At 70.8% G+C, this 19,242-nt stretch carries 16 protein-coding genes, 1 tRNA gene and 1 pseudogene; 2 read left to right on the top strand and 16 right to left on the bottom strand.

Features of this window, described 5'->3' with window-relative positions; all coding sequences use genetic code 11:
* Positions 1-178: 178 nt before the first annotated feature.
* Positions 179-532 (top strand): SPW repeat protein, encoded by a 354-nt coding sequence (locus tag WBK31_RS03620; RefSeq protein WP_364067148.1) that lies wholly within the window; start codon positions 179-181, stop codon positions 530-532.
* A gap of 169 nt (positions 533-701) precedes the next feature.
* On the opposite strand, the gene WBK31_RS03615 is transcribed toward WBK31_RS03620, so the two are convergent.
* The 4 genes from WBK31_RS03615 to nadD all read right to left on the bottom strand — a co-directional run bounded on the left by WBK31_RS03615 (position 702) and on the right by nadD (position 2,787).
* Positions 702-774 (bottom strand) — tRNA-Ala (locus WBK31_RS03615).
* A gap of 221 nt (positions 775-995) precedes the next feature.
* Entirely contained in the window at positions 996-1,625 is a 630-nt protein-coding gene (locus WBK31_RS03610) for a histidine phosphatase family protein (RefSeq protein ID WP_378784687.1), read from the bottom strand.
* A 46-nt stretch (positions 1,626-1,671) separates the two neighbouring features.
* On the bottom strand, positions 1,672-2,067 hold the full coding sequence (gene rsfS, locus WBK31_RS03605) for a ribosome silencing factor (protein ID WP_364067152.1): 396 nt from the start codon (positions 2,065-2,067) through the stop codon (positions 1,672-1,674).
* A 102-nt stretch (positions 2,068-2,169) separates the two neighbouring features.
* On the bottom strand, positions 2,170-2,787 hold the full coding sequence (gene nadD, locus WBK31_RS03600) for a nicotinate-nucleotide adenylyltransferase (RefSeq protein WP_364067154.1): 618 nt from the start codon (positions 2,785-2,787) through the stop codon (positions 2,170-2,172).
* A gap of 87 nt (positions 2,788-2,874) precedes the next feature.
* Here nadD and WBK31_RS03595 point away from each other — a divergent pair, with 87 nt between their 5' ends.
* Positions 2,875-3,894, top strand: coding sequence for a M48 family metallopeptidase (locus WBK31_RS03595; RefSeq protein ID WP_378784688.1), 1,020 nt, complete (start codon positions 2,875-2,877; stop codon positions 3,892-3,894).
* A gap of 174 nt (positions 3,895-4,068) precedes the next feature.
* Here the strand turns inward: WBK31_RS03595 and WBK31_RS03590 are convergent, their stop codons facing one another.
* The 12 genes and pseudogenes from WBK31_RS03590 to rodA form a co-directional block, all read right to left on the bottom strand.
* On the bottom strand, positions 4,069-4,938 hold the full coding sequence (locus tag WBK31_RS03590; protein WP_406675578.1) for a hypothetical protein: 870 nt from the start codon (positions 4,936-4,938) through the stop codon (positions 4,069-4,071).
* 233 nt (positions 4,939-5,171) lie between these two features.
* Positions 5,172-5,819: pseudogene (locus WBK31_RS03585) on the bottom strand (serine/threonine-protein kinase); the annotation flags it as partial.
* 142 nt (positions 5,820-5,961) lie between these two features.
* The gene (locus WBK31_RS03580; RefSeq protein WP_364067159.1) at positions 5,962-6,138 is read right to left on the bottom strand and encodes a hypothetical protein; all 177 of its coding nucleotides are present in this window, start codon (positions 6,136-6,138) and stop codon (positions 5,962-5,964) included.
* Between the two features lie 49 nt (positions 6,139-6,187).
* The gene (locus WBK31_RS03575) at positions 6,188-7,462 is read right to left on the bottom strand and encodes a glutamate-5-semialdehyde dehydrogenase (RefSeq protein WP_406674320.1); all 1,275 of its coding nucleotides are present in this window, start codon (positions 7,460-7,462) and stop codon (positions 6,188-6,190) included.
* Positions 7,463-7,484: 22 nt separating this feature from the next.
* Positions 7,485-8,603 (bottom strand): glutamate 5-kinase, encoded by a 1,119-nt coding sequence (gene proB, locus WBK31_RS03570; RefSeq protein ID WP_364067162.1) that lies wholly within the window; start codon positions 8,601-8,603, stop codon positions 7,485-7,487.
* A gap of 435 nt (positions 8,604-9,038) precedes the next feature.
* A complete protein-coding gene (obgE, locus tag WBK31_RS03565) occupies positions 9,039-10,391 on the bottom strand; it encodes a GTPase ObgE (RefSeq protein ID WP_364067164.1) in 1,353 nt (450 codons plus the stop codon).
* A gap of 153 nt (positions 10,392-10,544) precedes the next feature.
* Positions 10,545-10,802, bottom strand: coding sequence for a 50S ribosomal protein L27 (gene rpmA, locus WBK31_RS03560; protein ID WP_364067166.1), 258 nt, complete (start codon positions 10,800-10,802; stop codon positions 10,545-10,547).
* 14 nt (positions 10,803-10,816) lie between these two features.
* Positions 10,817-11,119, bottom strand: a complete 303-nt coding sequence (rplU, locus tag WBK31_RS03555) for a 50S ribosomal protein L21 (protein ID WP_364067168.1) — start codon at positions 11,117-11,119, stop codon at positions 10,817-10,819.
* A 218-nt stretch (positions 11,120-11,337) separates the two neighbouring features.
* A complete protein-coding gene (locus WBK31_RS03550) occupies positions 11,338-14,562 on the bottom strand; it encodes an Rne/Rng family ribonuclease (protein WP_364067170.1) in 3,225 nt (1,074 codons plus the stop codon).
* A gap of 279 nt (positions 14,563-14,841) precedes the next feature.
* Positions 14,842-15,594 (bottom strand): TIGR03936 family radical SAM-associated protein, encoded by a 753-nt coding sequence (locus WBK31_RS03545; RefSeq protein WP_364067172.1) that lies wholly within the window; start codon positions 15,592-15,594, stop codon positions 14,842-14,844.
* Between the two features lie 153 nt (positions 15,595-15,747).
* Entirely contained in the window at positions 15,748-17,658 is a 1,911-nt protein-coding gene (locus WBK31_RS03540) for a TIGR03960 family B12-binding radical SAM protein (protein WP_406674319.1), read from the bottom strand.
* A gap of 233 nt (positions 17,659-17,891) precedes the next feature.
* Positions 17,892-19,058: a rod shape-determining protein RodA gene (gene rodA / locus WBK31_RS03535; protein WP_364067175.1), complete on the bottom strand. Its 1,167-nt coding sequence runs from the start codon at positions 19,056-19,058 to the stop codon at positions 17,892-17,894.
* Positions 19,059-19,242 lie beyond the last annotated feature (184 nt).

Here is a 19,242-nt window from a genome sequence, read left to right as displayed (position 1 = left end):
GGCCCCCGCCCGGCCCTGCCGAAGTGCCGCCGAACGCCCCGCTACACCTCACGTGCCGGGACGTACACTGTGGAAAAGGTCACATAGCACAGTGGAATCGCTGCCGCCCCCGCCGGGTTGCAGCGATCGACTGACCGAAAAGGCCAGCCGAGTACAAACGCCGATGGCGGAGGTTCTCATGAAGGCATGGTCACGCTGGCAGGACTGGGTCACCCTGGTCGCCGGCATCTACGCGGCACTCTCCCCGATCTGGGTCGACGGCGCTTCGGGTGCCGCCGCTTCACTGATCGTCCTGGGTGTCCTCATCGCGCTCACCTCGCTCGTCTCCCTGGCGAAGCCGGGCACCGTGGCGACGGAATGGCTCAACGCCCTGTGGGGTGTGCTGCTGTTCGTCGCTCCGTGGGCCATCACGTACACCGAGGGCCAGGGGGCGTCCTGGACGTCCTGGGTCGTCGGGGTGGTCACGGTGGTCCTCAGCCTCACCGCCGTCCCTGCGAGCCGCGCCGCACACCGCGAGGCGGCCCAGCACTGACCCGTTCCTCCCCTCAAGGCCGGGCTCAGCGCCCGGCCTTTTCCCATGCTCACGGGCGCCGCGGCACCGCTCCGTCCGGCGGCGCCGCGCGCACGATGTCCCGCTGCTCGGAGCGCCCCGCACAGCAAAAAACCTTGCCCGGCGATCAGCGGGGCAAGGCTTTCGAACGTGGAGCTATGGGGATTCGAACCCCAGACCTCCTCCATGCCATGGAGGCGCGCTACCAACTGCGCTATAGCCCCTGGTCACCGCTCCGAGTCCACCCGTTGCGGCGCTCCGAGAGCATATAGCCAACCGCCCCGATTCACCTAATCGCAACCGTCCCAGTCACCCCGGCAGACCTCACCCGCCACTCCGGCGCCATGCCCGGGCATGCGAAAAGCCGGGTACAGCCCGTTCACACAGGCCGCACCCGGCGGGAGGGAGGCAGACCTACAGGCCGGGACCGCACCCGGGCAGGTGGTCAGACCTCCGCTTCCGGCTTGTCGTCGCTGCGCACCGGCTCGGGCAGCGTGCCGGCGTTGTGCTCGAGCAGCCGCCACCCGCGCCGCCCTTCCTGCAGCACGGACCAGGAGCAGTTGCCCAGCCCGCCGATCGCCGGCCAGAGCTGCTCGGGCAGCCCGAGCAGCTCGCAGATGCCCAGCCGCAGGGCGGCGCCGTGGGAGGCGACGACGAGCAGCCCGTCGTCGTCGAGGCGGGCCGCCCAGCGCCGCATCGCATTGGCGACCCTGGTGGCGACCTCGGTGACGGGCTCTCCGCCCGGAGCCTCCCAGGCGGCGTACTCCTCGGGCCACCGGGCGGCGATCTCCTCCCGGGTCAGCCCCTCCCATTCGCCGCCGCCCCGTTCGCGGAAGTCCTTGTCGATCGCCACGTCGAGGCCGACGAGCCGGCCCAGGGCCTGCGCGGTGTCGTTGGCCCGCTGGAGGTCGGAGGAGACGATCATGGTGGGCCGCAGTGCGGCCAGCAGCGAGGCCGCACGCTCGGCCTGCGCCATGCCGGTCTCGTCGAGGGGGATGTCGGAGTGGCCCTGGAAACGCTGCTCGACGTTCCACAGGGTCTGTCCGTGACGCAGGCACACGATCCTTCTGCTCATGCGGACCGCTCGCAATCGGCGCGAGGCGCCAGGTCGTGTCGGTCGGTCACGCGCGCGCCCGCTGGAGATTGGCCTGCATGACGCTCTCCGGCAGCGTGATGGCCGGGCAGTCCTTCCACAGGCGCTCGAGGGCGTAGAACGTGCGGTCCTCTTCGTGCTGTACGTGCACGACGATGTCGATGTAGTCGAGCAGCACCCACCGCCCTTCACGCTCGCCTTCGCGGCGTACGGGCTTGGCGTCGGCCTCGGTGCGCAGCCGCTCCTCGATCTCGTCGACGATGGCGCGAACCTGGCGGTCGTTGGTGGCGGAGCAGAGCAGGAAGGCGTCGGTGATGACGAGCTGTTCGCTCACGTCGTAGGCCAGAATGTCATCGGCCAGCTTGTCGGCCGCGGCCTCCGCGGCGATGCGCACGAGCTGGACGGCCTTGTCAGATGCGGTCACGATGCGGGTCTGTCCTCCTGTGTCGGCAGCATGCCCTTATGTTGAGGGTACCCTTCCGGGCCGAAACCCCTCACCTACGCCACGAGGACGCCCTGAGCAGGATCATCCGGCCGAGCGATACAGCCCTCGCTTGTTGATGTACTGCACGATTCCGTCGGGCACCAGATACCAGATCGGTTCGCCCTTGGCGACGCGCTGCCGGCACTCGGACGACGAGATGGCCAGCGCGGGGATCTCCAGCAGCGTCACCCGGCCCTCCGGCAGGCCGGGGTCGTGCAAGGTGTGCCCGGGGCGCGTACAGCCGACGAAATGGGCGAGCTGGAACAACTCGTCGGCGCTCTGCCAGCCGAGGATGGCGCCGAGCGCGTCGGCGCCGGTGATGAAGAACAGTTCGACCTCAGGACCGTAAATTTTCGAGATATCGCGCAAAGTGTCGATCGTGAACGTCGGTCCCGGACGGTCGATGTCCACCCGGCTGACGGAGAAGCGCGGGTTCGAGGCGGTCGCGATGACCGTCATCAGGTAGCGGTCCTCGGGCGCCGACACCTCCCGCTCCGACTTCTGGTACGGCCGGCCCGTCGGCACGAAGACCACCTCGTCGAGCTGGAAGTGGTGAGCCACCTCGCTGGCGGCGACGAGGTGCCCGTGGTGGATGGGGTCGAACGTCCCACCCATCACACCTACTCGCCGCTTCCCCTGCACACCAGGCGCATTCATCATGAAACGGACCTTACGCGGACGCTTCCGGACAACTCGACGGCACCCCCCTTCAGGATGACCGCGCATCACTTCCGTTGCGGACGTAGCATGCCGGGCATGACGACCACCCCGGACCGCAATCGCGTCCAACTGCCAGGCATCTCGTCCCGAGCCTACGAACACCCCGCAGACCGGTCCGCCCTGGTCGCTCTGCGCAAGTTGAGTGGGTTCGATACCGTTCTCAAGCAGATGTCCGGCCTCGTCAGTGAGCGCCGGCTCCGCTTGATGTACCTCGCGTCGGCCGTACGAGTGAGCGAGACCCAGTTCCGCTCCCTCTACGACATGGGCCGCGACGCCGCCTACACCCTCGACCTGCACCGGATCCCGGAGATCTACGTTCAGCAGGACCCGCAGGTGCAGGCGAAGGCGATCGGCTTCGACGACCCGTTCATCGTCGTGACCACCGGTCTGCTCAACCTCATGAACGAGGAGGAGCAGCGCTTCGTCATCGGCCACGAGACCTCCCACATCCTGTCGGGGCACGCGGTCTACCGGACGATGCTCGACATCCTCACCCGCCTCGCCACCCGCGTCGCCTGGATCCCGCTCGGCTACATCGGCCTGCGGGCGATCGTCGCGGGCCTGGAGGAGTGGTACCGCAAGTCCGAGCTGTCGTCCGACCGCGGCGGCCTGCTCGTGGGGCAGAACCCCGAGTCGGCCAAGCGCGCGCTGATGAAGCTCGCGGGCGGTGACTACACCCACGAGATGAACATCGAGGCGTTCCTGGAGCAGTTCCAGGAGTACGACACCGCGGGCGACCTTCGCGACGGCTTCCTCAAGGTGCTCAACCTGCTCGGCACGACCCACCCGTTCGCGGTGGTGCGCGTGGCGGAGCTGGACAAGTGGCAGCGCAGCGGCGAGTACGACCGGATCATCGGCGGCGACTACCCCCGTCGGGAGGACGACGCCAGTGCGAGGGTCACCGACGAGATCAAGGCGGCGGCGGAGTCCTACCGCGCCTCCTGGCAGCAGTCGCAGGACCCGTTCATCGGCGTGCTACGCGACGTCGCCGAGGGCGCGGTCAACGCGGGCGAGCGCATCTTCAACCGCTTCGCCCGCCGCGACTGAGCACGGCACCGCCCCAGGTGCGTACGACACCGCTGAGTACGACACCGCCTCCGCGCGGCGGATCCGCCTGATCGGCCGCGCCGGCCCGCCGCCCGTAGCGGCGGGCCACCATGAGCCTCACCGGCGAGCCGCAGGCGCACGGGACCCCGCGGCGAGAAGGCGGCGAGCCGAGGGTCAGAGCAGCAGGGCGATGGCGCGTACGGCGGCCGCGCACAGCGCGACGAACCCGCCCAGCACGGCCAGCGCGCGCAGCCCTTCCCTGCGCAGCTCGGGCAGCCGCTGCCCGACCCGCTCGATCTCGCGCCCGGTGATCCCGCCGCAGAGCATCCCGAACACCACCCCGGCCACGGTCACGGGCGCGGCCTCCTGCCACCAATCGGGCGTGATCTCACCGCCGCCGGTCGCCCACAGCGCACCGCCCGCCGCCACCGCGACGGGCACGCCAGGCCACACGACCGCCGACGAGGCCGCCCCGGCCAGCGCGACGGGGAAGAGCAGCACCCGCAGCAGCACCCGCATGCGCCGGGAGCTGCGCTTCCAGACCATCCAGTGGCTCATCCACAGGGTCCTGGTCAGCACCACGAACAGCGTCGTGATGGCGATCGAGGCGATCGGCCAGATCACCGACACCACCACGCACGGCACGGCCAGCACCGCGAGCAGCAGCAGCGCGCCGTTGCCCGCGGGCAGCGTGGTGTGCGTCTCGCGCAGCCCGGCGGTCTTGCGCCGGTCCTGCGTGGCCGTCCTGCTCCTGACGGCCGCCGCCGTACGCTGCCGCGACGCGGTGACCTTGGCCCTGGGCCCGGTGGTCTTGCCGTCCCCGCCGGTACGTCCGCGCGGCGGCGGCACCTTGCCCTCGGCCCGGCTGCGCGCGAGCGCCTGCCCCTTGCCGTCGGGCACCGCCCGGCTCCCGGCCCGGCCGCTCTCGGGCACGACCCGCCCGGCACGCCCGCCTTCCGGCAGAGCACGCCCGGGACGCCCGCTCTCCGGCACGGCCCGGCCGCCCCGGCTGCGCGGCGGCGGCACCTTGCCCTCGGCGGGCACATTGGCCGGCTCCTCGCTCTGGCCTCGCCGCGCGGCGTCGCGGCCTCATCCGGCGCCGCCCTGCCGCGCGCGGCCGTACCCTTGCCGGACTCCTCCGCAGCGTCGGCAACGCGCCCTGAGGCCGCCTGAGGCTCGCTCTCAGCCGCGCTCGTGGCCTTGGCCAGCCTGGACAGCCGATCGGCCAGCAGAGCCGCCGTGGGCCGCTTACCGGGCTCCCTGTTGAGCGCCGCCCGTATCAGCGGCAACAGCTCCACCGGCACGCCCTTGAGGTCGGCCTGGCCGTTGAGCACCGCGTACATCTGCGCCTCGGCCGTGCCCCGCCCGAACGTCGGCCGCCCCGTCGCCGCGAACGCCACCGTCGCGGCCCAGGCGTGCACGTCGGCGGGCGAGTCGACCTGCTCGTCGGCGAAGATCTCCGGCGCGGTGTAGCCGGGCGTGCCGAGGAACGTACCGGTCATGGTCAGCCGCGTCGCGTCGAGCACCTGGGCGATGCCGAAGTCGATGAGCACCGGGCCGCGCGCGCCCATGATGATGTTGCCCGGCTTGAGGTCGCGGTGCACGACGCCGGCCGCATGGATGATCGCCAGCGCGGCGGCGATGCCCTGCGCGAGCTCGACCAGCTCGGAGACGTCGAGCGGGCCCTCCTTGCGGACGCGCTCCAGCAGCGTGTCGCCCTCGATGTGCTCCATCACCAGGTACGGCCGCGCGCCGTCGAGGTCCGCGTCGAGCACTTTGGCGACGTACGGGCTCTCGACCCTGCGCAGCGCTCGGACCTCGCGCTCCAATCGGATGCGCGAGGTCTCGTCTTCGGCTAGGTCGTGCAGGACCTTGAGCGCGACTCGCTCGCCGCGGCGGGTGGTCGCGAGATACACCTCGCCCATGCCACCCCGGCCGAGCCGCTCGACCAGGCTGTACGGCCCGACCTTGCCGAGCTTGCTCACCGTCCCTCCCCGCCCGGCGCGCCCATAAGGGACACAACCCTAGCGCCGGTGCCGCTGTCACCGCTTGAGGCACGCCGAAGGTTTATCGGCGTGTGTGGTCGGAGAGCATGCTGTCGAGCCGCGTGACAGGCTCGTCCGACAGCCGCCTGCGCCCTTTCCCGCGCCAGTTGACGTGACCTCGGCGCTCCAGCCACAGCATGAGCCGGTCCGCGCCGAACAGCACCGCAGCGGAGAAGGCGAGGGCGACGACGATTTCCATGTGCCCCAGTCAAGCGACGCCACCCGCGCCGGTCAGGCCGACACGCCGACTAACCGGCCACCACCGTGCCCTCTGACGTGCGCAGATGTCCTTCGCCCGTGTAGACCCACTTGGTCGAGGTGAGCTCGGGCAGGCCCATCGGGCCGCGCGCGTGCAGCTTCTGGGTGGAGATGCCGATCTCGGCGCCGAACCCGAACTCGCCGCCGTCGGTGAACCTGGTGGAGGCGTTGACCGCCACGGCGGCCGAGTCGACGAGCGCGACGAACCGCCGGGCGGCCCGCTGCGACCGGGTGACGATGGCATCGGTGTGGGCGGAGCCGTAGCGCCTGATGTGGGCCACGGCCTCCTCCAGCGAGCCGACCACGGCGGCGGCGATGTCGAGCGAGAGGTATTCGGCGGTGAAGTCGTCCTCGGTCGCGGGCACGACCTGCGGGTCGTAGGCGGCGATCCGCTCGTCGCCGTGGACGGTCACGCCGGCCTCGCGCAGCGCCGCCAGCGCCTTGGGCACGAACGCGTCGGCGATGTCCTCGTGGACGAGGAACGTCTCGGCGGCGTTGCACACCGACGGCCGCTGCGCCTTGGCGTTGACCAGGATCTGCACGGCCAGCTCGACGTCGGCCTCGGCGTCGACGTAGACGTGGCAGTTGCCGACGCCGGTCTCGATCACCGGCACCGTGGACTCCTCGACCACCGAGTTGATCAGGGACGCGCCGCCTCGCGGGATCAGCACATCGACCAGGCCGCGGGCCCGCATCAGCTCCTTGACCGAGTCGCGGCTTCGTCCCGGCACGAGCTGGACGGCCCCGGCCGGCACCTCGGTGCCCTCCAGCGCCTCCTGCATGACGCGGACGAGCGCGGTGTTGGAGGAGTAGGCGCTGGACGAGCCGCGCAGCAGCACGGCGTTGCCGCTCTTGAGGCAGAGCGCGGCGGCGTCGACGGTGACGTTGGGGCGGCCCTCGTAGATGATGCCGATCACGCCCAGCGGCACCCTGATCTGGCGCAGCTCGAGACCGTTGGGCAGGGTCGAGCCGCGCACCACCTCGCCGACCGGGTCGGGCAGATCGGCCACCTGGCGTACGGCCTCGGCGATGGCGGCGATCCTGGCCTCGTCGAGCCGGAGCCGGTCGATCATCGCCTCGGATGTGCCCTGGGCCTTGGCCCGCTCGACGTCCTCGGCGTTGGCCGCGACCAGCTCGGCGGCGTGGGCGATCAGGGCGTCGGCGAGGGCGCGCAACGCCCGGTCCTTGGGCGCCCGCGGCAGCGGGGCCAGCTCGGCGGCGGCCTCTCGTGCCGCGCGGGCGACGCTCAGGAACTCTTCGGACATCGCGTGCTCCTCGTTGGAACGTTCAGTTGTGGGATTCCAGTATGACCATGTCGTCGCGGTGGATCAGCTCGCGTTCGTATTCGGGGCCCAGCGTGCTCGCGAGTTCCTTGGTCGAACGCCCGAGCAAGCCGGGGATCTCGGCGGCGTCGAAGTTCACCAGCCCGCGGGCCACCACGCCGCCGTGCGGGGCGCACAGGTCCACGGGATCGCCCGCGGCGAAGTCGCCCTCCACCGAGGTCACCCCGGCGGGCAGCAGCGACTTGCGGCGGCCCACGATGGCCTCGACGGCGCCCTGGTCGAGGTGGAGCCGGCCGCGCCCGGTGGTGGCGTGGGCGAGCCACAGCAGCCGCGTGCCCGGGTGGCGGCCGTCGGGGTGGAAGTAGGTGCCGACGTCGGCGCCGGCCAGCGCCTGGGCCGCGTGGGCGGCCGCGGTCAGCACCACGGGCACGCCGGCTCCGGTGGCGATCCTGGCCGCCTGCACCTTGGTCACCATGCCGCCGGTGCCGACGGACGCGCCGTTCTTGCCCAGCTCGACCCCGACGAGGTCCTCGGGGCCGCGGATCTCGGCCAGCCGGCGCGAACCGCTGCGGCTCGGCGGGCCGTCGTAGAGCGCGTCGACGTCCGACAGCAGAATGAGCGCGTCGGCGTGGATGAGATGCGTCACCAGCGCCGCCAGCCGGTCGTTGTCGCCGAAGCGGATCTCGTCCGTGGCCACCGTGTCGTTCTCGTTGATGATGGGCACGATGCCGAGCTCCAGCAGCCGGTTGAGGGTGCGCTGGGCGTTGGCGTGGTGCGCGCGGCGCATCATGTCGTCGGCGGTCAGCAGCACCTGGCCGACGCGCAGCGAGTAGCGGGCGAAGGAAGAGGTGTAGCGGGCCACCAGCACGCCCTGGCCGACGGATGCGGCGGCCTGCTGGGTGGCGAGGTCGCGCGGTCGCGTGCTCAGCCCGAGCGGGCCGAGGCCCGCCGCGATCGCTCCGGAGGAGACCAGGACGATCTGCGTCCCGGCCCGGCGCCGCGCCGCCAGCACGTCCACCAGGGCATCGACCCTATCGACGTCGATCGTTCCCTGAGGGGTGGTGAGCGAGGAGGAGCCGACCTTGACAACGACTTTCGACGCTGAGCTGATCTGTTCCCGCACGTGTGGAAGCCTATCCGCTCGCACCAGGACGGCTTGAATCGTGCTCAACCCCTGAGACGGGCCGGAAACCGGCTCGGGACACCGACCTGACGCACCGGCTCCACGGCCGCCCACCGCCCCGGAGAACGGCCCCCGGCCCAACCGTCCGGGCAGCCGCGGAAGCCGCCCCACGCGGCCACTGAACCCCCGCGGACGGCGCTTCTGCGCGGACGAGCCCGCGTCTTCGGAGCGGGGTGTGGCGGTCGCTCGCGCTCTCCGCACGGACCGTACGGACCTCACGGGCCGACCCAGCCGTCCGACCTCATGGGCCGACCGACCCAGCCGTCCGATCTCACGGGCCGACCCCGTCCGATCTCCCGGCCGACCCAGCCGTCCGCGAGGGGCGGAGGCCGGTGCGGGGCCGGCCGTCCGTGAACGAACCGGCCGGCGCTGTGGTCAGCCGAGCCGGTTGTCGGTGCCGCGCGGCCCCTGCCGTACGGACTCGGCGTTCACCGTCGGCTGCCAGTCGAAGACGTAACCGCCCTCCATCGGCCCGATGACCACCTCGGCCCCGGGCTCGGCCCCGGCCTTGACCAGCTCCTCCTCGACTCCCAGCCGCTCCAGCCGGTCGGCGAGGTAGCCGACGGCCTCGTCGTTGGTGAAGTCGGTCTGCCTGATCCACCGTTCCGGCTTCTCGCCGGTGATCTGGAACAGGTTGTCGTTGACCCGCCGCACCTGGAACCCGGCCTCGCCGAGCTGTTTGGGCCTGATCACCAGGCGCGTGGGCTCCTCGATCGGCTTGGCGGCCCTGGCCGCGGCGACCCACTCGCCCATCGCGTACGCCAGCTCGCGCAGCCCCTCGCGGGTCGCCGCCGAGATCGTGAAGACCCGCAGCCCCCGCTCCTCGAACTCGGGCCTGACCAGCTCGGCCAGCTCACGCGCGTCGGGCACGTCGGTCTTGTTGAGCACGACGAGCCGCGGCCGGTCCTCCAGCTTCCCGTACGCGTGCAGCTCGGCCTCGATGACCTCGTAGTCGGTGATCGGGTCGCGGCCCGGCTCCATGGTCGCGCAGTCGATGACGTGCACGAGCATGTCGCAGCGTTCGACGTGGCGCAGGAACTCGTGCCCGAGCCCCTTGCCCTCCGACGCGCCGGGGATCAGCCCGGGGACGTCGGCGACCGTGAACACGTTCTCGCCCGCGGTCACCACGCCCAGGTTGGGGATCAGCGTGGTGAACGGGTAGTCGGCGATCTTCGGCTTGGCCGCGCTCAGCGCCGCGATGAGCGAGCTCTTGCCCGCGCTCGGGAACCCGACCAGCGCGACATCCGCGACGCTCTTCAGCTCCAGCACCACGTCGAGCTCGTCGCCCGGCTCGCCGAGCAGCGCGAACCCGGGCGCCTTGCGCTTGGCGGTGGCCAGGGCCGCGTTGCCCAGACCGCCACGGCCGCCCTGCGCGATGACGTACCGCGTACCGGCGCCCACGAGGTCGATCAGCACCTCACCTGTGGCGGCGTCCTTGACCACGGTGCCGTTGGGCACCGGCAGGATCACGTCGTCGCCGTTGGCGCCGTCGCGGTGTGAGCCCTGCCCCTGCTTGCCGTTGGGCGCCTTGCGGTGCGGGCGGCGGTGGTAGTCGAGCAGGGTCGCCGTGTTGGGGTCGACCTCCAGGATGACGTCGCCCCCGCGCCCGCCGTTGCCCCCGTCGGGGCCGCCGAGCGGCTTGAACTTCTCCCGGTGGATGGAGGCGCATCCGTTCCCTCCGTCACCGGCCTTGACGTGCAGGACCACCTGGTCCACGAAGTCCGGCATGCCCTTATCCCTCCATCGCCCCGCAAGGAGGCCTCTCATACCCAAACGCCCCGGCCGTTATGGGAGCATCCCGGCCGTACGAACAGCAAAAGGGGCGGATCGACACGCGATCGGTCGATCCACCCCTGAAAAGTCGAAGGAGAAGGAGGAACCTTACTCCGCGACGGGAACGATGCTCACGGCTCGCCGGCCGCGCTTGACGCCGAACTGCACGTGGCCCGCCTTGAGCGCGAACAGCGTGTCATCGCCACCACGGCCGACGTTGTCGCCGGGGTGGAAGTGGGTGCCGCGCTGACGGACGATGATCTCGCCCGCGTTCACCAGCTGGCCGCCGAAGCGCTTCACACCAAGCCGCTGGGCGTTGGAGTCACGACCGTTCCGGGTGGACGACGCGCCCTTCTTGTGTGCCATCTCTCAAACTCCCGTCAGGCCTGCTCGATGCCGGTGATCTTCACCTGGGTGTACCGCTGGCGGTGGCCCTGGCGCTTCTTGTAACCGGTCTTGCTCTTGTACTTGAGGATGTTGATCTTCGGGCCCTTGGTCTCACCGATGATCTCGGCGTTGACCGTGAACTTGCCCGCCTCGGTCGTCACGTCGCCATCGTTGACGACGAGCACCGTCGGCAGCGCTACCGAAGAGCCGACCTCGCCGGCGACCTTGTCCACCTCGAGGACGTCACCGACGGAGACCTTCTGCTGCCTGCCGCCGCAACGAACGATCGCGTACACCGCGGAACCCTTCTACTGACTCACTGTTGCTTTCGATCATCAGCCGCCTCACGGAGAGGAGGCCGCCGAATGCTGCGCCCGTCATTCGGCCGGTCTGTGACCGACGAACCTTAGTAAGCGCGCCAACAGGGCACGTCACCTGACGCACCGGTTCACCAGGGTACCGGATTACCGGGCCCCTAGGCGAACCGGACGGATCGTCGGAAGCTCGCCGAGAGCTACTCGGCGGACTTGGCTCGGCGCGAGCGTCGCCGCCCCCTGCCGGAAGTCTGGTTTGCCTGGTCGTCCTCAGCCGGGACGTCATCAAGCGCACCGGTCACGGTATCACGGCCTGAGGTGTCCTTGGCCGCGGAAACCTTCTCCGCGACCGCCTTCTCGACCGCCATCTTGCCCTGCGTGCCGCGCGGCTCGGGCTTGCTCTCGACCGGCTCGGTCGAAATCAGCAGGCCACGCCCGTTGCAGCACTCGCACGGCGTCGAGAACGCCTCAAGCAGCCCCTGGCCGACCCGCTTACGGGTCATCTGGACCAGGCCCAGCGAGGTGACCTCGGCCACCTGGTGCTTGGTCCTGTCGCGGGCCAGGCACTCAAGCAGCCGCCGCAGCACCAGGTCGCGGTTGGACTCCAGCACCATGTCGATGAAGTCGATGACGATGATGCCGCCGATGTCGCGCAGCCGGAGCTGGCGGACGATCTCCTCGGCCGCCTCCAGGTTGTTCCTGGTGACGGTCTCCTCCAGGTTGCCGCCCTGGCCGGTGAACTTGCCGGTGTTGACGTCGACGACGGTCATCGCCTCGGTGCGGTCGATGACCAGCGAACCGCCGCTCGGCAGCCACACCTTGCGCTCGAGCGCCTTGGCCAGCTGCTCGTCGATGCGGTACTGCTCGAAGACGTCGCCCTGCTCGGTGTCCCACTTCGACAGCCGCTCGGCCAGGTGGGGAGCCACGTACTTGACGTACTCGTCCACCGTGTCCCAGGCGTCGTCGCCCTGCACCACCAGGTTCGTGAAGTCCTCGTTGAAGACGTCACGCACGACCCGGATCGTCAGGTCCGGCTCGGCCGACAGCAGCTCGGGCGGGCTGGCCGACTTGGCCTTCTTCTGGATGTTCTCCCACTGCGCCGACAGCCTGGCCACGTCGCGGGCCAGCTCCTCCTCCGAGGCGCCCTCGGCCGCCGTGCGCACGATCACGCCGGCGTTCTCCGGCATGACCTTCTTCAGGATGCTCTTGAGGCGGCTGCGCTCCTTGTCGGGCAGCTTGCGGCTGATGCCGGTCATCGACCCGTCGGGAACGTAGACGAGGTAACGCCCTGGCAGGCTGATCTGGGAGGTGAGCCGCGCGCCCTTGTGGCCGATCGGGTCCTTGGTGACCTGCACCAGCACCGACTGGCCGGACTTCAGCGCCGACTCGATCCGCTTCGGCTGCCCCTCCAGACCGACGGTGTCGAAGTTCACCTCACCGGCGTACAGGACGGCGTTCCTGCCCTTGCCGATGTCGACGAACGCCGCCTCCATCGAGGGCAGCACGTTCTGCACCTTGCCGAGGTAGACGTTGCCCACGTACGACTGGCTGGCCTCGCGGTTGACGTAGTGCTCGACGAGCACGCCGTCCTCGAGCACCGCGATCTGCGTACGGTCGCCCTGGCGGCGCACCACCATCATCCGGTCGACCGACTCGCGGCGGGCCAGGAACTCCGACTCGGTGATGATCGGCGGACGCCGGCGGCCCAGCTCGCGCCCCTCGCGGCGGCGCTGCTTCTTGGCCTCGAGCCTGGTCGAGCCGCGCACGCTCTGCACGCCGTCGGTGGCGGTGTCGAGCGCCGCCGTACGGCCGGAGCGCGGCGCGCGGATGCGCACCACCGTGTTCGGCGGGTCGTCGCTGGCCGGCTCGACGTTCTCGTCGGTGCCCCTGCGGCGGCGACGGCGACGGCGGCGCGAGGTGGAGACCTCTTCCTCCTGCGGCGCCTCCTCGGCGACCGGCTCCTCCTCGTGCTCTTCCTCCGGCTGCTGCTCTTCGGTGTCCTCGGACTCGTCGCGCTCGCGGGACTTGCCGCGGCCACGGCCGCCCCTGCGGCGGCGACGGCGGCGGCCGCCGGTCTCTTCCTCGTGCTCGTCGGGCGCGTCGAGGTCGGTCTCCTCGTCGGTGACCGTCTCGTCCACGACGTCGTCGGCGTCGGCCAGGTCGGGCTCGGGCTCCGGCTCGGTCCTGCGCGGCACGGCCGGCTTGGCCTTGCTCGGGTCGGGCGCCTGGAACAGCGGCTCGAAGATCGCGGCGGGCCGCAGGAACGCGGTGCCGGGCTCGGACTCCCTGCGCGCGTTCAGCGCGAACGGGTCGGCGAGCAGGCTCGGCCGCACGGTGTCCTCGTCGAGGTCCTCGCCGGCGGGCTCGTCGTCGAGCGGCTCGTCCTCGGGCAGGGTCTCGACGACGTCATCGTCGTCCCGGCCGGCCTCGGCGCTCCCGGCTGCGGCGGCCTGCGCGGTCACGTCCGCGGTGGTCTCAGCGCTCGCGGCGACCTCGGCGTCCTGGTCGCCGGCTGTGGCGCCGGCCGCGGCCTCGGCGCTCTGAGCGGCCTCTCCGGCCTGCGCACCGGCCACCTCGGTGGTCGCCGTCGCCTCCGCCCCTGCCGCGGCCTCTGCGCTCGCCTCAGGCTCGCCCTCGGCGCTCTCCTCGGCGGCGCGGGCGGCGCGGCTGCGCCTGGTCGTGCCGGTCGTCCTGGTGCGGGTACGCGTCGTCCGCGTCCGCCGGGCAGGCGCCTCCTCACCGGCCTCCTCACCGGCCTCAGCGGCGGCGGCAGCGGTCTCGCCGGCAACGGCACCGGCGTCCTGAACGCCCTCCGCCGCGGCACCGGCATCGGCCGCCGTACCGTCAGCGGCCGCACCCTGGACGGCCGCCGTGCCGTCAGCGGTCGCGGCACCGGCGGCGGTCTCACCGCCCGCGGCGGCGGCGCCTTCGGCCGGCTGCGCATCGGCGGCGGTCTCGGCCGTCGCCGCGGCCTTCTTCCGCGTCCTGGTCCGCTTGGCCGGCGCGGGGACCTCAGCCTCGGCAGGCTTCTCCTGCGCGGCAGCCGCACCCTCGGCGGGCTCTTCCTGAGCCTCCGCCTCAGCGGCCTTCTTGGTCGCACGCCGCCGCGTCGTCGTGGCGGTGGAACGCGTCCTCGTGGTCTTCTTCGGCTTCTCGGCGGCGGCCTCCTCGGCCGCCTCAACCCCGGTCACCTGGCCGTTCTCGGTCCGGCTCGTCCCCGACGCGCCGCTCGGCACGGTCTCCACGGCAGGCGTGGCCAGCATGGCCGTACCGGCTGGAACGGTCTTCACCTTCGGCGTGTCGTCCACGGCGGCGAGCAGCTCGGGCGCCGGCTCACCCGCCGCGCGCTGCACGGCGTTGATCTGCACCGGCTCCACCTTGACCACCGCCGGCGCCGTCCTCGCGGCGGCGACGGTGACCGGCACGGACGCCGGCTCCTCTGGCAGCTCCGGCGGAGGGCCCGCGGGCCTGCTGGAGCGGCGACGCCTGGTCACCTGGGGCTGTTCATTTGTCTCCCCGTCAGGGCCAGTGGCCCCGGCGTTGGGCTCGTTGTCGAGCATGCGGGCGCTCTCCCGTCAGCTCCCGGGCGCGTCGCCGCGCCGCGCAGGAGCCCTCGTGTCTCGTTGTCCGCCGGCGCTCTCGATGAGAGCGCGCCGGCGCCAAGTCCTGTCAGCGGTCGTGCTCGGCTCTCGCCGGGCACGTCCTTAACCGGCGACGTGCTCACCCGCCGGTTCCGCCTCGCCGCCGCGCGTCTCGTCGCGGTCCAGGCCGAGCGGATCGGCAAGCGCACCAGTAGTCGCGTCGAGCGGCCCCTGCGCCAGCCTGGTCACCTCGGGGGGAACCGGCGGCGCGAAGTCGGCCACAAGGCGCAGCCCTGTGAGCACGTCGTCGGGTCGAACGGCAGGCGTCATGTGCCGAACAACCATGCGCAGTATGACACACGGCTCCTCTTGCACCTGAGCTGCGGTTCTGGCGGTTCCCTCGGACACCGTGAGCCTCACGACGGCCTCCCGCGCGTCGAAGCGACGGGGGCCCTTCTTGGTGAGGCGCTCGACCTCCACCGTGCCTGCCGCGAGGAACTTCTCCACCGCCACCTCGGCGAGCTCGCGGTCGGCACCGGGCAGCCGCACCTCCCAGTCGGAGACCTCCAAGCGGTCGGCCAGGCCCCCCGGGCCCGCCTCCACAACGTCGAGAACGTCGAGACCGGGCGGCAGCGACGCGTCCAGGCCCTGTCTGACCTGGTCAGGGTCGCACTGCGCGGTGACACCGATCTCGAGGTATTCGGCCTCGCTGGCGACGCCGGTCGGCGCCGCGCCCGCGTAGGAGATCTTCGGGTGGGGCGAGAAGCCCGCGCTGTAGGCCACCGGAATGCCGGCACGGCGGACCGCCCTCTCGACGGCCCGCGAGATGTCGCGATGGCTGGTGAAGCGCAGGCGGCCGCGCTTGGCGTAACGCACACGAAGGCGCTGCACCGTGGGCGCGGGCGGTGGCCCGTCGGGAACAGGTTTCAGAGCTTGTCGTCCTTCCCTTGTAAGAGTTCCTACGTCTCAGGATAAGCCGCGTTCGCGCGTGAACGTGTACGCCGAGACACGGCTCGCCCACTGAGCGCGCTAGACCACCGTCAGAGGAAGGAGTTTCCGCCCCGTCGGGCCGATCTGAATCTCGGTGCCCATGGTCGGGCACACGCCGCAGTCGTAGCACGGGGTCCAGCGGCAGTCCTCGACCTCACCGCCGGAGATGGCGTCCTGCCAGTCCTGCCACAGCCACTCGCGGTCGAGCCCGGCGTCGAGGTGGTCCCACGGCAGGACCTCGTTCTCCTCGCGCTCGCGGGTGGTGTACCAGTCGACGTCGACGCCGACCTTCTCGGCGGCCTTCATCCAGCGCTCGTACGAGAAGTACTCGCTCCACCCGTCGAAGCGGCCGCCGTCCTCCCAGACGGCCCTGATGACGGCGCCGACCCTGCGGTCGCCCCGCGACAGCAGCCCCTCCACGATGGACGGCTTGCCGTCGTGGTAGCGGTAGCCGATGGCGCGGCCGTACTCCTTGTCGCTGCGCAGCGCGTCGCGCAGCGCCTTGAGCCGCCTGTCGACGGTCTCGTGGTCGGCCTGCGCCGCCCACTGGAACGGGGTGTGCGGCTTGGGTACGAAACCGCCGATGGAGACCGTGCAGCGGATGTCGCGGCTGCCGGTCACCTCACGGCCCGCCTTGATGACCTTCTTGGCCAGGTCGGCGATGCCGAGCACGTCTTCGTCCTGCTCGGTGGGCAGCCCGCACATGAAGTAGAGCTTCACCTGCCGCCACCCCTGCGAGTAGGCCGTGGTGACGGTGCGGATCAGGTCTTCTTCGGTGACCATCTTGTTGATCACCTTGCGCATGCGCTCCGAGCCGCCCTCCGGCGCGAACGTCAGGCCCGAGCGCCTGCCGTTCCTGGAGAACTCGTTGGCCAGGTCGATGTTGAACGCATCGACCCTGGTCGAGGGCAGCGACAGCGAGGTGTTGGTGCCCTCATAGCGGTCGGCGAGGCCCTTGGCGATGTCGCCGATCTCGGAGTGGTCGGCGGACGACAGCGACAGCAGGCCCACCTCGTTGAAGCCGGACTGCTTGATGCCGTTCTCGACCATCGCGCCGATCGTGGTGATCGAGCGCTCGCGTACGGGACGCGTGATCATGCCTGCCTGGCAGAAGCGGCACCCGCGCGTGCAGCCGCGGAAGATCTCCACGCTGAACCGCTCGTGCACCGTCTCGGCCAGCGGCACGAGCGGTTTCTTCGGGTACGGCCACTCGTCGAGGTCCATCACCGTGTGCTTGTGCACCCGCCACGGCACGTCGGGCCGGTTGGGCGCGACGCGCCTGATGCGCCCGTCGGGGTGGTATTCGACGTCGTAGAACTTCGGCACGTAGACCCCGCCGGACTCGGCGAGGCGCATGAGCAGCTCGTCACGGCCGCCCGGCCGGCCCTCCGCCTTCCACTCGCGGATGACCTCGGTGATGGCGATGGAGATCTGCTCCCCGTCGCCGAGCACGGCCGCGTCGAGGAAGTCGGCGATCGGCTCGGGGTTGAAGGCGGCGTGGCCGCCCGCGAGCACGATCGGGTCGTCCTGGCCGCGGTCGACGGCCAGCATCGGGATGCCGGCCAGGTCGAGCGCGGTCAGCAGGTTGGTGTAGCCGAGCTCGGTCGCGAACGACACGCCGAGCACGTCGAAGGCGCGGACCGGGCGGTGCGCGTCGACGGTGAACTGCGGCACGCCCTCTTCGCGCATGAGCTTCTCAAGGTCCGGCCAGACCGCGTACGTGCGCTCGGCGAGCGTGCCCGGCAGCTCGTTGAGAATCTCGTAGAGGATGGCGATGCCCTGGTTGGGCAGCCCGACCTCGTAGGCGTCCGGGTACATCAACGCCCACCGCACGTCGGCGGAGTCCCAGTCCTTGACGGTCGAGTTGAGCTCACCCCCGACGTACTGGATGGGCTTCTGCACCTTCGGCAGCAGCGCTTCCAGGCGGTGGAAAATCGACTCGACAGGCATACGTCCAAGCGTAGCGGCGCTCGGCACCTGCCGAGTCCGCCGTCACATTTCCCGTCGTCACGCCCTGCACCGACCCCACAAAACCACACTGACCAGCACAAACACCACCGTCTCCGAACGCGCACTCGCTAGCCTGCGGCTGCACCGCCACGAGGGCAGGACCAGCATGCGATGCACTGACAGAAGAGCAGACCGGCAGACGATGCGCAGAGTGGCAGGCAGACAGGCAGGCGCTAGTCGAACGACTGCCGCCGGATCTTGATGGCCTGCAGCAACCCGACCGCGATCAGGTTGGCGAAGGTGGCGGTACCGCCGTAGGAGACGAACGGCAGCGGCAGGCCGGTGATCGGCATGATCCCGATCGTCATCCCCACGTTGATGAACGCCTGGAACGCGAACCAGCACACGATCGTGCCCGCGACCAGCGTCCCGAACCGGTCCTCGCACTGCCTGGCGATCTTCAGCCCGCGTAGCAGCACCACGCCGAGCAGCATCACCACCGTCACCGACCCGAGGAACCCGAACTCCTCCCCCGCCACCGTGAAGATGAAGTCGGTGTGCTGCTCGGGCACGAACCGCCCGGTCGTCTGCCCGCCGCCGAGCAGCCCCTTGCCCAGCAGCTGCCCCGACCCGATCGCGATCATGGACTGGGTGCTGTTGTAGCCGACCCCGCGCGGGTCCACGTTCGGATCGACGAACGCCGTGAACCGCGCCACCTGGTACGGCTCCAGCATCTGGAAGTAGAACACCGAGAACACCGCGGCCCCGGCGGCCAGCGTCATCAGCGCGATGACCCGTTTGCGCACTCCCGAGATGACCAGCCCGGACGCCGTGATGATCGCGAGCACCATCGCCGTGCCCAGGTCGGGCTGGAGCATGACCATGCCCATGGTGACGCCGGCGGCGACGAGCGCCAGCACCACATCCAGCCCGCGTGGCCGGTCGGTGCCCTCCGCGGGTTGCGCCAGCAGCATCGCGATGATGAGCAGCAGCCCCACCTTCGCGAACTCCGACGGCTGCACGGCGAACCCGCCGCCCAGCAGGATCCACGAGTGCGACCCGTTGATCGTCGCGCCCAGCGGCGTCAGCACCAGCCCGAGCCCGACCAGCGACAGCAGGTACACCAATGGCGCGTACGCCCGCATCGCCCGATGGTCGATCATCGCCACGAGGCCGCACAGCACCATGCCGATGGTCTCGTTGAGTATGTGCTTCTTGACCAGCCCCGTGGATCCCGGCGCCCACGTCCTGGTCGACGACCACACCAGCAGCGTGCCGATCACCGACAGCCCCAGCACGGCGACCAGCATCAGCCCGTCGAGCCTGCGCACGACGGAGTTCTCGCGCGCCATCCGCCGCAGGAGGGAGGGTCGCCGGATCGCCACCGTACGCGCGTTCACCTCACACCCCTCCCCTCCAGGCCCCCGGCCCCACTCAGCCCCCGCCCAAGCCCGCTCAGTCCCAGCCCCAGCCCAAGCCCACTCAGTCCCAGACGACCAAGGCCCGCGCCCCCACTCGCCCCCCGACACCCCTCGGCCCCGAGCCTTCCCAAACCACAACCACCCTCGGCCGAAAGCCCGCCCC

It is taken from the genome of Nonomuraea sp. N2-4H (assembly GCF_045291505.1).
Taxonomy (GTDB): Bacteria; Actinomycetota; Actinomycetes; order Streptosporangiales; family Streptosporangiaceae; genus Nonomuraea; species Nonomuraea fastidiosa.
Note: the sequence above shows the minus strand (reverse complement) of the source record. Positions and strands in the feature narration are given on the sequence as shown.